We start from the raw sequence: 14,755 nt of genomic DNA, 5'->3' as shown, positions 1-14,755 counted from the left end.
TTAGCGTTGCAAAATTGCATGTTTCGCCTCTTTTAACTGCGTAAGATGTCTTTGTTCATGCAAATCAAGAAATTGAACCCATTGATACAAATTCAGATCATTAAAAACAGGATGCTTTAATCCATTTTCAAATAGATCTTTTTCATCTATAACACTATGAAGCGCGTGTAATAGTTCTTGGCGTGAATGTTCTAGCAATTGAATTCCTTGCTGTTTTTTCATTAAAGTTTCTGTTGGTTGCATTTGCTGAGGAGCTTCTCGTTTATGTGTGCGATCAAGCGTAAGTTGGAGGTCTTTAAATGGAGTCATGTTTCTTTCATTTTTTTGTAAAGCATATACAAGGGCAGACGTGACAGATTGTTCAACTAAATGCAAGTGGTGTAAAATTTGAATAATACTCCATTTATCACGGCGTGGCTTTACATTCACTTCTGTGTCATTTAACATTTCAATTTCTGATAATAGCGTGCTTCGAGTAGCCTGTAATGAATTTACTAAACTTTCTAAACTTACATCCATATTAGATTGAAGCATACTTGTTCCCCCCCTTTTGTTGGTGAAAAGAGGTGCTCCTTATTAGAAACACCCCTTTAGTATTCTGAATTTTCTTTTATTATCTCATCATTTTCCCATTATGTCGATGTTAAACATGTGAAAAAAGCGCATGTTTTTTACAATTTTGTGTCGTCAATCGCATGTAACCATGCTTCAATTTCTGTAATAACACTTTTCACACAGCCTTCAGCAAATGGTGATGTTAAATTTGCAACCTCTACTAATTCTAAGAACGATTTACTTCCACCTTGTTGGCACAGATTCACATAATCTTCCCACGCCTCTTGTCTATTATCTCTTGCACGTTTCCAAAATTGTAGCGCACAAATTTGAGCAAGCGTGTAATCAATATAATAGAACGGTGAGCTATAAATATGCCCTTGACGTTGCCAAAAACCACCGCGCTCTAAATAATCATTCTCCTCATAATCACGATGTGGTAAATATTTCTTCTCTATGTTACGCCATGCTGTCTTACGCTCTTCAGGTGATGCTTCAGGATTTTCATATACATAATGTTGATATTCATCAACAGATACACCATAAGGTAAAAACAGAAGTGCTGAACTTAAGTGAGAGAAGTAATATTTATCTGCATCTTCTTCAAAGAATAGCTTCATCCATGGCCATGTAAAGAATTCCATACTCATAGAGTGGATTTCACACGCCTCATATGTTGGCCAATTATATTCTGGAATTTCAAATTTACGACTTTCATATACTTGGAAAGCATGACCTGCTTCATGTGTTAATACGTCAATGTCACCAGATGTTCCATTGAAGTTTGAGAAAATAAATGGCGCTTTATAATTCTCAATATATGTACAATATCCGCCACCAGCTTTTCCTTTTTTCGCAACTAAATCTAATAAATCATTATCTAGCATGAAATTGAAAAATTCATCTGTTTCAGCCGATAACTCTTTATACATTGTCTTTCCATGATCAACAATCCAATCCGCATCTCCTTTTGGAGTTGGGTTACCTGTAGCAAACTCAAAGTTTTCGTCGTAATAAGCTAACTTCTCTACACCGATACGTGCTTGTTGTCGCTTTCTTAATTCCGTTGTAACGGGAACGATATAATCTAGCACTTGCTGACGGTAATTAGCCACCATCTCCGCATTATAATCTGTACGGTACATTCTTGCATATCCAAGTTCAACAAAGTTTTTGAAACCTAAAGATTTTGCGATTTTCGTTCTCACTTTAACAAGCTCATCATAAATACGATCTAGTTCTTCCTCATTTCCAGCTAAAAATCCGTAGTATGCTTCACTTGCTGCTTTACGTTCGCTTCTTTCTTTTCCTTGCATAAACGGAATCAGTTGCGATAACGTTCTTTCTTCTCCAGCAAAGTCAATTTTTGCAGATGCTAATAACTGTGTATATTGCGATGATAATTTATTTTCTAATTGTAAATCTTTCACGACTTCATCTGAATATGTTTTTAAATCACATTCTGCTAGAGCAAATAATTGTTTTCCATAATACGCCTCTAATTCTTCACGAAATGGAGAATTAATGAGTGCCTTATAATATTTTGTACCATATCCTTGTACAACTGGAGAGAATTCATCAAAGAAATCCTGCTCCTCCTTATAAAAAGTATCCGTCGTATCAACAGAATGGCGAATGTAACAAAGGTTTCCCATTGTACCAAAATCGTTGCGAATCTCATTAATTGAATGAATGACTTGTTTTTGTTCTTCTACAGTTTTTGCGTTATCAAACTTCTCTAAAGCAACAGTAAATTTCTCTTTTAACTCTTCAATATTTGGGCGTTTATATTCATAGTCTTTAAATGACATGAACGAGCCTCCTCTCCATTACATACCTTTATTATAATTCAATACGTATTCTTGAATTTCCTCTTAATTTTCAACAAATTTCGGCAGTGATTGCCCTGAGCTCATTACAAATAAAAAAGCCTTGGATTTATTTATCCAAAGCTCCTTTGGAACATATTATTTTTCATACTTCCCAATTTTTTTTAATAAATCAAGTAATTCATCTTTTTCATCTTTCGTTAACATTTCAAAAGACTGATGTATAACTTTCTCATGCCCCGGAAAAATAGAAGCAATAAAGTTCTCGCCAGACTCAGTTAATTGCGCGTAAATAACACGTCTGTCATTCGGACATGGAATTCTCTTTACTAATCCCTTTTTCTCCAGCTTATCTACAACATATGTAATGCTGCCACTAGCTATTAAAATACGCTCACCAATTTGCTGAAGTGGTTGACCGCCTTTATGATATAGCAGTTCTAATACAGCAAATTCAGTTGGATTTAACCCGTTACTTTGTATAGATTTATTTGTAGTATCCATAACAGAACGATGTACACGAGATAATGCAATAAATACTTTTAAAGATTGAGAAATATCTTCTCGTTCATTATTTGATGTCATACAACTTTCAACCCTTCACTTAAATTCTCAGCAATAAAAAGAAAATGCCAGTTCATACTTCCTGTGAATTCCGAATGAGCATTCACTCATCCATTTCCTCTCCCCTAATATATTAAGAATCATTCTTGAATAAAAACATGACAATTTTAACATAGTTTATATATAATGATAATAAAAAAAGAAGGAGTACCACATTTGAAAGTCAAATTCCAAAGCATAATTGTATATATATTGCTTGTTATCCTACCGACAATAGGGATTGGTGCTACATTTTATTCGTATCATACATATAAAATGAAACAGGAAAACAAATTATCTGCTCATACAGTTCTCTTTTTATATAGAGATTATTTGGATCATCATCTTGGTGAAGCAATTTCTGCTTTAGACATGCTTGCAAAAGTTGTAGGCACCGAGACTGGTAATATAAATGGTATTAAACAAATTGTACATGATACAGATGGAAACGATGCACGCTTTTCTGGTCTATATTACGCTACACCAGAAGGAGTCATTACAATCGCATCTGAAGATGAATCAAAGCCTATAGATGTTTCAGACCGTAAATATATTCAAGACGCGCTCCAAACTAAAAAAACCACTGTATCATCAGTCATTACTGATCGCGTTCTTGGACATAAAGCTATTATGATTGCTGCCCCCATATTTAATAAACAGAAGGAGCTCTCAGGATTATTATTAGCTAGTTTACGCTTTGATTACATTTCATCTTCTTTAAATGCCATTAAACCACAATACCATTTTGAGGTAACTGATAAACATGATGTAGTTTTTCTAACCGATGATAATAACGACACAAGTGATACGCATTCTAATATGCTTACTACCCCACTCCAAAGATTAAATTGGAAGGTCTCTGTTTCTCCATTACCTATTCATCAAAAAACCTTATACCAGTGGGTTGCAATAGAGTGTATAGCTACTTTATTTTTAATGTCTATTTTATTTTTACTTGCTCAATATATGTTGTTAAAACGTCAAACAAAAATTGAAAGGCAACAAAATGAACTACAAAAAATTGAATTAGTTGGAACTTTTGCAGCGAGTACAGCACACGAAATCCGTAATCCTCTTACTGGAATTAAAGGACTCGTCGCTCTATTAAAAGAGAAATATAAAGATGAGCAAGATCAGTTCTACTTTTCCGTAATTGAACAAGAAATAGAGCGAATCAATGAAATTGTAAGTGAATTTCTTATTCTCGGAAAGCCAACCGCCATCATCGAACAAACGTATGATGTAAGAAAAATTCTAAATGAGGTAGCATTAATTATTCAATCTGAGGCGAATTTACATAACATTGTATTCCATTTACATTTGCCAGACCATCCTGTTCATATCCGTTGTTCGAAAGACCATATGAAACAAGTGGTTTTAAACATTACAAAAAATGCAATTGAGGCCATGACTTCTAGTGATACACTAACCATTGTAGTAAAAAACAATGAAACACACGCACAATTGCAGATTATAGATACTGGAAAAGGGATTCCGCAACATATTCAAAAACACCTCTTTCATCCGTTCTTTACTAATAAAGATACTGGAACAGGTCTTGGACTTGTCATATGTAAACGAATTGTAGAGATGTATAATGGGCATATTTTTATTGACAGTACAGAAAACGAAGGAACAGCAGTTCATATCGAAATTCCGTTACACATAGTATAATTATCCTTATCCTATAAGGGTAATTATACTTATTTCATAAAACCAGCCACAAGCATTCGCCAAAAATTATTTGATTTTCCTTCATACCCGATTTGGAAAATAGGTATTTTTATAATTGAAAACCATTTCGGTGTTTGTTTTTCTTTATAACATTGATATTGTAAAATAAGCTTGTCCAATTCTTGACTAACTTGAATTGTCTCCCTACTATTTAGCCCACTTGTTAATCCTAGTTGAATCATTTCTTCACGTTTCATATGAATATCACGTGAAAGCTTTTCTAATGTGTACTTCCTTTTTACAGTAAACATCCATATCCCCCTTATTATACTTCCATGCTCTTAACTTCACTTCTCCATTGACTTTTTTAACTACTTAATCATATGCAAATTTGAAGAATCAGAAATTTTAACATTTTCTCCCTGTAATTTACAAATCTTTACCCTCACTTTGAGAATTATTACAAATTATTCTATCTTTGTAAATACATTCGCAATAATAGACATTTTTTTCATCTTGTTTTTTTATAAATGCTACGTAAACCGTGGATTCTTAATTTCCCACCTACTTTTCTTCGACATTTTTTGTTTAATTTATATAAAAAAGCAAAACATAATGATGATTGATAAAGTGAAACTTTAATCAGTGTTTTTTGTTCAGCCCCCACTGATTATTAGCATTCACCAATCGGGTAGGCAGTGAATCTCCCACCTATCCAGCCCAATGTTGAGGTGGGAGTCTTACTCCCCACAAATAGCGGGATAACAATAGAAAGGAAATATTTATATGCGAAAATATACGATTGCATTATTCATCATTGTTTTGTTTTTACCGTCCTTCTTATTTCCTATTCAAGCAAACGCTCATACGAATAAAGTTGCTATTGTCATTGATGATTTCGGAAATAATATGAAGGGGACTAATCAAATGTTATCACTTCCCATTCCACTCACTGTTGCTGTTATGCCTTTTCTTCCTTCCACAAAAGAAGATGCAATAGCTGCCCATAAGAAAGGCCATGAAGTTATTATACATATGCCAATGGAACCTATAAAAGGTAAAAAAGAATGGCTTGGGCCGAAAGCAATTACAACTGATTTAAGCGATGAAGAAATAAACAACCGACTTGAACAAGCGATTCAAGAAGTACCGCATGCAATTGGAATGAACAATCATATGGGGTCAAAAGTAACAGCGGATGAAAGAATTGTTCGCCTTATACTTGCTGCTTGTAAAAAACACGGTTTATTTTACTTAGATAGTAAAACGAATCCTAATAGTGTCGTCCCAAAAATCGGAAAAGAATTAGGAGTTCCTATTATTGAAAACCAACTATTTTTTGATGATGTGTATACAGCAGGACATATTTCAAAACAAGCCCAATTACTCATCAAAAAAATTCAAGAAAAACCTATTATGGTAGCTATCGGGCATGTGGGCCCTCCAGGTGAAATTACATCACGCGTTATTGAAACTTCTATCCCTAAAATTCGTGAGCATGCAGACTTTATTTTCTTATCTGATCTAGCATTATCCCCGCCTCCTGTTTCAAAATAAAGTTCATTACTCACATAAAGTAAAACTTTAATCAGCCCTCACCAATTGGGCTTTTATGGGCAATCCGTCCCCCCACTTAACTTCTTTACTTGCGCTGAATTTTGAGGCGCGGATTTTACTGCCCACAAATGGCGGGACAAAAAAGTACCTATCTATATATAACAGATAGGTACTTTTTTTAACTTAAATATAATCTACATGACTCACTCTGAATCCTTTTTTCTCTATTTTTCCGATTAATTGCTTTAATCTTGTTTCATCTAACTCATCTGATATATTTACAATAACGCGGCGGATATATTGATCACCGTTATCTAACGTAAATAGGCCACCGATATTATATGCTTTTAACAATGTCCCAAGCTCTTTAATCGTTCCCTTACAATCTTGTGTTGCAATTGTTAATATATAACCACCTGTTCGCATACCAAATGAATCTTCAATAACATCAAATATATTCGAATGCGTTAACATACCGACAAATTCATTATAATCATTTAGCACGGCTAAAAACGGAAGCCGACGAATTACATAAAAAGCTCTGAAGAATGAATCCTTTTCAAAAATAAATGCATTGGAATCATCAAGCATATCCCCTGCACTTACATGCTCTAATCCGCTATTGCATTTTTTTTCTAATAAATCTACTTTATAAATAATCCCCGTGAATTTCTTCTCATCTTCTGCTAATACCGGGATGGCTCGAAATCCCGTTTCGTTCATCATTTGCAGTGCCTCTTCACCAGAATCATTTATCTTGCAAAATGTTACTTGCTGCTTTGGCAGAAAATGATATTTAACTCGCAAAATATGTTCCTCCTTACATGTCAACATGTAATCTATATATAATAAGGAGACCTATATTTTATGAGTGAAATTATTTTTAAAACGCTTTCATTTGTTTATTAACTTGTAGCCATATCACATCCATTTTTATATAACAGAGCTCCTTGCACCCTTAATCATTAATAACTTTACATGATAGTTCATTAAATATTCTATACCCTCTAGCCATTTTTTCGCTTCTTCTGGCGTTTTTCCCCACACAATCATGCCGTAATTATGAACAAGAACTACTCCTCCACCTTCAATGAAATTCGGAACATTGCTTTCTAATAAATCAGCGAATTTTTTTTCATCTTCTACAATTGGAATTGTCATTTCTGTTATACCTTCTTTTCCGAAAACACGCTCCACACTGCGTTTATCGAACGTTACTTCTCCTTCTTCCCCATATAACTCTGATATTAAATGACTATCTACAGTCTGCACTTGTAAAATACATCCTGCACTACTTTTTTTATAAATATCCGCATGCATAAATGACTCTGCAGCTGGTTTTTCTTCATTTTCAAATACTGACTCGCACATGCAATTTACGACAATAAAATCTTCTTCCGAAAATAGCCCTTTATCTCTTCCCTCAACATTTACTAAAAATGTTAACGGCTCTTTTGACGTACATAGCGATAAGCTAATTTTGGTACCATAAAACCAATCACGAAGTGCCAATTCAGATTTCACATCTTTTAATTCATTCCATTTCTTCAGAAAAAATAACATTTCGTCACCCCCGGCATAATATTCATATAAGGTTCGAATCCTTTCTATGTAAAAGGAATATTTTTTGATTATTCTAAAAATTTAATTGAATTATCACATGAGAACGCTTTTTTGTCAATATAGTTTCGTGGTTCTTCTTTAAAATAGGCTATTCATATGTCTATACTCCTATCTATTTCATTTTGCACATAAAAAATACGCTATTCTTTAATTAAAGAATAGCGTATTTTCCTCATTTTTTATTCCGCATTAACGGGCAGCCCGATTGGTGAGGGCTACTAATCAGTAGGGAATGAACAAAACCCCCACTGAATAAAGTTTCACTTTATTTCTTTATTGCATTATACAAAAACTGTGCGTATTGTTCACGTGTTACGAAATTATCTCCTAAAAAATTCCCTTCCCCGTCGCCTTTTGATATTTTATTATCCACTAAAGCTTTCACATATCCTTTCGCCCAATGGCCATTTGGTACATCTTTAAAATTCTCTGCACTATTTTCATTTTCTTTTAACTGAAATACTCTTTGTAGTACTACTGACATTTCATATCGAGTTAATACTCCATCTGGACGGAACATACCATTTCCATAGCCTGTCATAATTCCAGCTTGAACCACTGCATCAATAGCCGTTTCATACATATTTCCTTTCGTATCTGTAAATGCCGTTTTTTGTTCTAGATTATTTTCTAATTTTAAATACCTTTGTATTAGAAGTGCTACTTGTCCACGAGTAATGTTATCACCAAATCCAAATTCACCATTTCCATAGCCTATAAATAATTTTTCTTTCGCTAAGTAATTAATTGCTTCTTCTGACCAATGTCCCTTTGGTACATCTTTAAATTCTACCACTTCTGTTTTCTCATCTTCTTTAGATGTATTACCGTCTTTACTTTCTACTACATTTTGAATAACAGATCCTGTAAAGAAGATTCCTGTATCCGCGAATGGATCTTTCACACCAAATTCATATACTTTCTCACCTGGTGTACTCCATTTCACTACACCATTACTATACGTACCATTATCGCTCTTCAGACGGATTTTCGTAGAAATCTCACCATCTTTTTCATATATAGGTACTTTTACTTCTTTATTTACTTCTGTTTCCTCTAAAAATACTTTTTGATTTTGGACATTAATATAAGCCGTCTTACTTAGTTCTATAACTGGTCGGACATCACGGATTTCATTTGCAACAAAACTTAGAAATACTAATTTTTTTAAATTACTAACTGGTGATAAGTCTGAAATATAATTCGCTTCTAAATCAAGCTTTTGTAAGTTTACTAAACTTGATAATGGAGTAATATCCTTTAACTCATTGTTAGGTAAGTGTAATTGTTTTAACTGTGTCATCTTACTTAGAGGAGTAACATCTTTTATTTCATTTTTCCCGATCCACAATTCTTCTAATTGCTTCATTTGCTCAATGCCGGATAAATCTTTAACTTTATTACGTGTTAATACTAAGTCTGTTAAAGGTAATGAATATAACGCTTTAATATCTTCAATTTGATTACCTGCTAAAGTTAAGTATGTTACATTTTTTAAAGCGCTTAATGGAGCAACGTTCTTAATTTTATTATTTGCTAAATTCAAGTAATCTAGTTGTTCCATTTTCGCTAATGCTGTTACATCTTCTATTTGGTTGCCTGATAGATATAAACTTTTTACATTTTTCATTTCAGTTAGTGGTGCAACGTTTGTAATTTTATTATTACTTAAATCAAGAGATTCTAAATTATCCATCTTAACAAGTGGCGTTACATCTGCAAATTCATTACCACGCAAAGCTAAATGATTTAATTGCTTTAAGTTCGCAAAGAACGACGGGTCTTTTATCTTCGCATTCGCAACTGTTAAAGATTTTAAATTTGGCATATATTTTAATGCACTATAATCAAGTATCTCATTTGTATTTAAAAACAAATCCTTTACTTGTAATAAATCTTCTTTCGTAATTGGTGTATTTAAATCTTTTCTATTAAATACTTTTTTATTAACAAGCTCTCTTAATTTGTTATCTGTTATCATATTTTGATTATCAACTGGATTATCCGTTTCCGTATTTCCTGAATTAGAGTTATCATCTGGTTTCTCTGTTTCTTTGTTACCTACAGTTGGATCTTTAATTTCAAATTGAACTTGATATTTGTGATCATATCCAATAGCTGGAATAAGTATATGCATTTGCATATTGTGCTTCTTCTCAAACTCGCCAATTTCAAATTGAACTACTTTCGTTCCATTCTTCCTCTTATCTTCTGACAAAACCTTCACATCATGAAATACACCAGGCTGGTTTTTATCTTCTATTCTAAGATATTGAAAATAATCGCTATCTTGCATTGTTACAGTGACAATTTTTTTGCCAGCTGCAATCGTTACTTTAGGATCTTTTATATATTGAGAAACCATAGATGGCTCGTCTTTTTGGTCCTTATATATTTTAATTTCAGTATCATACGTGCGATCACTTGCTGCTGCTACCGATTGATTTGCTTCAACTTTTAATGCCGCTAATGCTGGAGTAGAATACGTAGCAAATGGAATTGCTAATGTTGTCGCTACTACTAGCGCCTTCATATAATTTTTTTTCAAAATAATATCCCCTATCATATACAATTTTTATAATTGATAACCCTTATCAATTACCCACAAATAAATGATAATGAATATCATTATCATTGTCAATGAGAATATTACATTAAATTTATATTTTTAAAGATAAAAAATAAAAAGCCCTTTATTCAAAGGGCTTTTTTACCTATCGTATGAAGAATTTCACTTTTTTCCTTCTCATTGATGACACCAATTTTTTGCAAAATATTCGCGTACAATACAAGTTTATTATATATTCGTTCTGACATGTTCTCCCTTCTTTCCTTCGACCAACTTTTTTTGTATTGGTAAATTATATGAAAGAGATGAGAAAATGTGTCCACTTTTTGCATAAATGCAAATCTTTTATTTTACGATTTGCAGACAATAAAACTCCCTCCTAAAAATTAGGCGGGAGTTTAGGCACTTTCACTTTATTTAACAAACTGTCCACTGAATATTATGCTTCATAAGTTCTTCTTCAAAACTATATGGCATTTTTTTATCACAAATTACATGTTGAATACGTGAAAATGCTGCTATACGATAATTCCCTTTCACGCCTACCTTCGTATGATCACATAAAATATATGTCTTCTCAGCTAATTTCATCATCGCCTCTGACAATTTCGCTTTCTCTAATTCAAAGCTGGAAACTCCAAAACTAGGTAATAACCCATCAATCGAAACGAACGCTTTATGAAAATGGAATTGCTGTATTACTTGCTGAGAAATAGACCCTGATACACGCGAATGCTTTGGAGATACTTTTCCACCTATAAATAAAACTTCACCGTGAAACATCTTTTTATTAATAGAAGAAATTAATTGTGTTGCGACTGGAAATGAACTTGTTACAATCGTTAAGTTTTTACGATGAACAAGGTATGGAACCATTTGAAGCGGTGTACTTCCATCATCAATTGCAATGACATCACCATCTTCTACAAATGTCGCTGCTTTATAACCAATTCTTTTCTTCTCTTCTATATGTAGCATTTCTCTTTCTAACATTGGCGCCTCTACCCCAGCGCCTGGAAGTTGAACAGCTCCACCATACACTTTTTTCAGCTTCTTTTCACGATCTAGTTCTTCTAAATATCGACGAATCGTTTCTGTTGATACAGCAAATTCTCTCGCTAATTCTGAAACCTTTACTTTTCCTTTAAATTCTACCTTTTCAAGAATGGTTCGCTTTCTTTCTTCTCCTACTACAGACATAGATTCACCTCATTTATATCTCCCTCATAAGCTTCCTTACTTATACAAAGTTATAATTTTCTTTGTAAGTAGAAACTTCTTCATGAATATGAATACCGCGCTTTGCTAGTTCATCAAAAATTAATTGTGGATTTTCAAAAGCTTCTTCAGGCGTAACAACACCCACCCTACTTGCATTTCCAGTTGCAATTAACTCTGCAGCAATCCCAAATGGAATACCGACGTTTCTCGTATACGCCCTTAATTTTTCCCATCCTACAACAGAACCATCAGATAACGGATGTGTATGATATAACACATGTCTTTGCTTCTCATTATTTTTCATACCTATTACTTCTACATGAAGTGCATAACCATAAAGCTCTGTTTCTTGTCCTTCTTTCGATTGCAATAAATACTGCGAAATACAATCCATAATGCCTATTTCTTTCCCGTTTATTTCAATCTGATCATTACGCAATATGCCGTAATCATATAAAGCACGTACAAGTTGCATATTTTGCTTCGGCCAAGTTCCTCTCGTCTCTATCAGTTTGACACCTTTATTTTCTAGTGCCTTTGCTAACGTAATCGTTTCAGAATGCGGAATGATATACTGCGTTTCCTTACCATAAGGCGCTGGCAATTCTATTTCTCTCGGACGCGCAAACGGAAGTACTTGTTTAAATTCACCATCTTCATACACTGTACGCGATGGTAAATGTGGATCATATTCATATGTCGTTGTCTCTGTAATTGAAGCAGAAAAAGCAATCGGACGATACGAACCGTGACTTACGCGGACAGACTCTACAGTATCCAGTTGATTTGCTGCATGCATTGCCATCATTTGCGTTACACCTGGCGTCATACCAAACCCAGGCAAACATGTTTTTTCATTTTGAACAAATATAGCATGCGATTCATTTTCTTCACCAAATCCATTTAAGTTCACACCGTGACAGCCTGCTTCTGCAATACAGCGAGTCGACAATCCATTTAGCTTTATCGTCGTACCGTCCATTACAATGTCATAACCTTTCATTTTTGCAACCGTATCCTCGTGATTTGTTACATCTACTTTTACAAAATCAACACGAGGATCGTTGAGCCATTCTACTACTTTACGGCCCTCTTCCTCGTTAAAATCGGCCACAGTAATCGTCTCAAAAGATGAAAATTGAACTAAATCCAAAATAGCTTCACGACAAATTTTACCTGCTCCACCTAAGCAAAATACTTTCACCCAATAACAACTCCTTTAGCAATACTATCAACTAAGCGATTAATATCTTCTTCATGTACATCACCGATATTTCCAATGCGGAACGTATCTACTTTCGAAATTTTCCCAGGGTAAATAACAAATCCATAACGCTTTAATTCGTTATATAACTGTTGAAACTCAAACCCCTCTTTTGGATAAATGAAAGATGTAATAATAGGAGATTGATATTTCTTATCTACTAGTGGCTTAAATCCGATTTCTCCCATTCTATTCACTAGTAGTTTTTGATTGTTGTAATATCGATTGTAACGTGCTCTTACTCCACCTTCTTTTTCTAACTCAAGTAGCGCTTGATAAAAAGCATGTACAACATGTGTAGGTGAAGTAAAACGCCATTTCCCATTTTGTTTTTCCATCGTTTCCCACTGATCATATAAATCAAGAGATAAAGAGCGTCCTTGCCCTTTACACTTCAATAATTCATCACGTTTTGCGATTACAAATCCGAATCCAGGAACCCCTTGAATACACTTATTCGCACTACTAATTAAAAAATCAATTTGTAAATCAGCAATGTCTATTTCAATCCCGCCGAAACTACTCATCGCATCAACAATTGTAACCTTTCCATACTGCTTTCCTAATTTACATACATCTACAATTGGATTTATAATGCCTGTCGTTGTTTCACAATGAACAACTGCAATATGCGTAATCTCTTTATCTTCTTCCAATAACTTTTCTACTTCTACAATATTAGTAGGTTCCCACTCTTCTGTTTGGCTGACCACTACATCAATCTGTAACATCTCTGCCATTTGTACAATGCGCTTACCGTACGCACCATTTGTACAAACGAGAAGCTTCCCATTTCCCTGAATAACAGAGCCAATTACTGCTTCAACTGAAAACGTACCGCTTCCTTGCATTAACACTGTTGTATATTTCTCTTCTTCCTTCGTCGCTAACGATACAAGTTTAGCTCTTACTTCTTGCACCATCGTATTATATTCAACATCCCACGTACACCAATCGTATAGCATAACTTCTTTTACTGATTTTGTTGTCGTTAATGGTCCTGGTGTTAATAATAAGTAGTGATTTTCATTCATGATCCCGTACCCCTTTTATGAAATAATAAGTTCTTGTTTCTCGATATGTTCCATTACGTTTTCGAGCTCCTGCATCGTTTCAATCGTAAAATGAGCCCCATTTTCAACAAACCGATTACGAACTATTTCTATTTTTTCACGAAGCTCTACCGAATCCATACTCTCCACTTCCTCTTCCGTTAAACCGAGCTCACTACTTCCAAGAATTACACCAACTGTCCACATTCCAGCATTTCTACCTTCTTTCATATCTGATACTGTGTCCCCTACCTTTATCATATGGTTCATCGGATACACACCAAGTTCCATTGCATTTTTATAGCACATCCATGGGTATGGGCGGCCTGCTGGAACATCATCTGGCGTAACAAGAAAATCAGGTTTATATCCTTGTAACGCTGCTTCCTTTGCTACAATTTCCATCATTTCTCTCGTATAGCCCGTTGTTGAACCGATTTTAATGCCTCTCTCACGTAAAGAAGCGATTACTTCTTTTACCTCATCAATCGGCGTAGCATAACTTGGTAAAATAGAAAAGAGAATTTCTTCAAACTCTTCATACATCTCATGGATGTCTGCTTCTGTTGGTAATTGACCGAAGACACGCTTCCACTCATCCGCAATACGAGGCATTTCTGTTAGTGCCCTTACATGATCTATTTTTAATAATCCCATTGGCTTACGTGCTTCTGCTGCTGTAATTTCAACGCCACGTTTTTGAAAAATCTTCATGAATACTTCTAGCGGTGCAAAACATCCGTAATCAACCGTCGTACCTGCCCAATCAAAAATAACTGCTTCAATTTTCATTCTGTCCATCACCCTT

13 protein-coding genes are annotated in these 14,755 nt (G+C 34.3%); 2 read left to right on the top strand and 11 right to left on the bottom strand.

Annotation, left to right across the window (positions count from 1 at the left end; all coding sequences use genetic code 11):
• The 3 genes from C3Y97_RS06695 to C3Y97_RS06685 form a co-directional block, all read right to left on the bottom strand.
• On the bottom strand, window positions 1–534 hold the full coding sequence (locus C3Y97_RS06695; RefSeq protein WP_000941961.1) for a DinB family protein: 534 nt from the start codon (window positions 532–534) through the stop codon (window positions 1–3).
• Between the two features lie 137 nt (window positions 535–671).
• On the bottom strand, window positions 672–2,366 hold the full coding sequence (locus C3Y97_RS06690; protein WP_000008577.1) for a M3 family oligoendopeptidase: 1,695 nt from the start codon (window positions 2,364–2,366) through the stop codon (window positions 672–674).
• A gap of 156 nt (window positions 2,367–2,522) precedes the next feature.
• Complete coding sequence (locus C3Y97_RS06685; RefSeq protein WP_000203336.1) at window positions 2,523–2,969, bottom strand: MarR family winged helix-turn-helix transcriptional regulator; 447 nt, start codon at window positions 2,967–2,969, stop codon at window positions 2,523–2,525.
• 195 nt (window positions 2,970–3,164) lie between these two features.
• Here C3Y97_RS06685 and C3Y97_RS06680 point away from each other — a divergent pair, with 195 nt between their 5' ends.
• Window positions 3,165–4,661, top strand: a complete 1,497-nt coding sequence (locus tag C3Y97_RS06680) for a DUF3149 domain-containing protein (RefSeq protein ID WP_000865067.1) — start codon at window positions 3,165–3,167, stop codon at window positions 4,659–4,661.
• Window positions 4,662–4,690: 29 nt separating this feature from the next.
• Here C3Y97_RS06680 and C3Y97_RS06675 read toward each other — a convergent pair whose 3' ends face one another.
• A complete protein-coding gene (locus C3Y97_RS06675) occupies window positions 4,691–4,972 on the bottom strand; it encodes an aspartyl-phosphate phosphatase Spo0E family protein (RefSeq protein ID WP_000495536.1) in 282 nt (93 codons plus the stop codon).
• A 475-nt stretch (window positions 4,973–5,447) separates the two neighbouring features.
• Here C3Y97_RS06675 and C3Y97_RS06670 point away from each other — a divergent pair, with 475 nt between their 5' ends.
• Window positions 5,448–6,218 carry a divergent polysaccharide deacetylase family protein gene (locus C3Y97_RS06670; protein WP_001234107.1) on the top strand — a complete coding sequence of 257 codons (771 nt, stop codon included), beginning with the start codon at window positions 5,448–5,450 and terminating at the stop codon, window positions 6,216–6,218.
• Between the two features lie 183 nt (window positions 6,219–6,401).
• Here the strand turns inward: C3Y97_RS06670 and cbpA are convergent, their stop codons facing one another.
• The 7 genes from cbpA to phnX all read right to left on the bottom strand — a co-directional run bounded on the left by cbpA (window position 6,402) and on the right by phnX (window position 14,739).
• The gene (gene cbpA, locus C3Y97_RS06665) at window positions 6,402–7,025 is read right to left on the bottom strand and encodes a cyclic di-AMP binding protein CbpA (RefSeq protein WP_001264208.1); all 624 of its coding nucleotides are present in this window, start codon (window positions 7,023–7,025) and stop codon (window positions 6,402–6,404) included.
• A 126-nt stretch (window positions 7,026–7,151) separates the two neighbouring features.
• Window positions 7,152–7,781 (bottom strand): class II aldolase/adducin family protein, encoded by a 630-nt coding sequence (locus C3Y97_RS06660; RefSeq protein ID WP_000896006.1) that lies wholly within the window; start codon window positions 7,779–7,781, stop codon window positions 7,152–7,154.
• 325 nt (window positions 7,782–8,106) lie between these two features.
• A complete protein-coding gene (locus C3Y97_RS06655) occupies window positions 8,107–10,407 on the bottom strand; it encodes an NEAT domain-containing leucine-rich repeat protein (RefSeq protein ID WP_025921764.1) in 2,301 nt (766 codons plus the stop codon).
• Between the two features lie 420 nt (window positions 10,408–10,827).
• Window positions 10,828–11,610 carry a DeoR/GlpR family DNA-binding transcription regulator gene (locus tag C3Y97_RS06650; protein WP_000117666.1) on the bottom strand — a complete coding sequence of 261 codons (783 nt, stop codon included), beginning with the start codon at window positions 11,608–11,610 and terminating at the stop codon, window positions 10,828–10,830.
• A gap of 40 nt (window positions 11,611–11,650) precedes the next feature.
• Window positions 11,651–12,835 (bottom strand): saccharopine dehydrogenase family protein, encoded by a 1,185-nt coding sequence (locus C3Y97_RS06645; RefSeq protein WP_000862162.1) that lies wholly within the window; start codon window positions 12,833–12,835, stop codon window positions 11,651–11,653.
• Window positions 12,832–13,929 (bottom strand): 2-aminoethylphosphonate--pyruvate transaminase, encoded by a 1,098-nt coding sequence (gene phnW, locus C3Y97_RS06640; RefSeq protein WP_001004786.1) that lies wholly within the window; start codon window positions 13,927–13,929, stop codon window positions 12,832–12,834. Before phnW ends, C3Y97_RS06645 begins: the two co-directional genes overlap by 4 nt.
• 15 nt (window positions 13,930–13,944) lie before the next feature.
• On the bottom strand, window positions 13,945–14,739 hold the full coding sequence (gene phnX / locus C3Y97_RS06635; RefSeq protein ID WP_000687397.1) for a phosphonoacetaldehyde hydrolase: 795 nt from the start codon (window positions 14,737–14,739) through the stop codon (window positions 13,945–13,947).
• Window positions 14,740–14,755 lie beyond the last annotated feature (16 nt).

It is taken from the genome of Bacillus sp. DU-106 (genome assembly GCF_004799705.1).
GTDB lineage: Bacteria > Bacillota > Bacilli > Bacillales > Bacillaceae_G > Bacillus_A > Bacillus_A cereus.
Note: the sequence above shows the minus strand (reverse complement) of the source record. Positions and strands in the feature narration are given on the sequence as shown.

Coding starts and splice junctions, on each gene's coding strand:
- C3Y97_RS06690 (WP_000008577.1), bottom strand. CDS start 2,366: ATGTCATTTAAAGACTATGAATATAAACGCCCAAATATTGAAGAGTTA.
- phnX (WP_000687397.1), bottom strand. CDS start 14,739: ATGAAAATTGAAGCAGTTATTTTTGATTGGGCAGGTACGACGGTTGAT.
- C3Y97_RS06670 (WP_001234107.1), top strand. CDS start 5,448: ATGCGAAAATATACGATTGCATTATTCATCATTGTTTTGTTTTTACCG.
- phnW (WP_001004786.1), bottom strand. CDS start 13,929: ATGAATGAAAATCACTACTTATTATTAACACCAGGACCATTAACGACA.
- C3Y97_RS06650 (WP_000117666.1), bottom strand. CDS start 11,610: ATGTCTGTAGTAGGAGAAGAAAGAAAGCGAACCATTCTTGAAAAGGTA.
- C3Y97_RS06695 (WP_000941961.1), bottom strand. CDS start 534: ATGCTTCAATCTAATATGGATGTAAGTTTAGAAAGTTTAGTAAATTCA.
- C3Y97_RS06675 (WP_000495536.1), bottom strand. CDS start 4,972: ATGTTTACTGTAAAAAGGAAGTACACATTAGAAAAGCTTTCACGTGAT.
- C3Y97_RS06655 (WP_025921764.1), bottom strand. CDS start 10,407: ATGATAGGGGATATTATTTTGAAAAAAAATTATATGAAGGCGCTAGTA.
- C3Y97_RS06660 (WP_000896006.1), bottom strand. CDS start 7,781: ATGTTATTTTTTCTGAAGAAATGGAATGAATTAAAAGATGTGAAATCT.
- C3Y97_RS06685 (WP_000203336.1), bottom strand. CDS start 2,969: ATGACATCAAATAATGAACGAGAAGATATTTCTCAATCTTTAAAAGTA.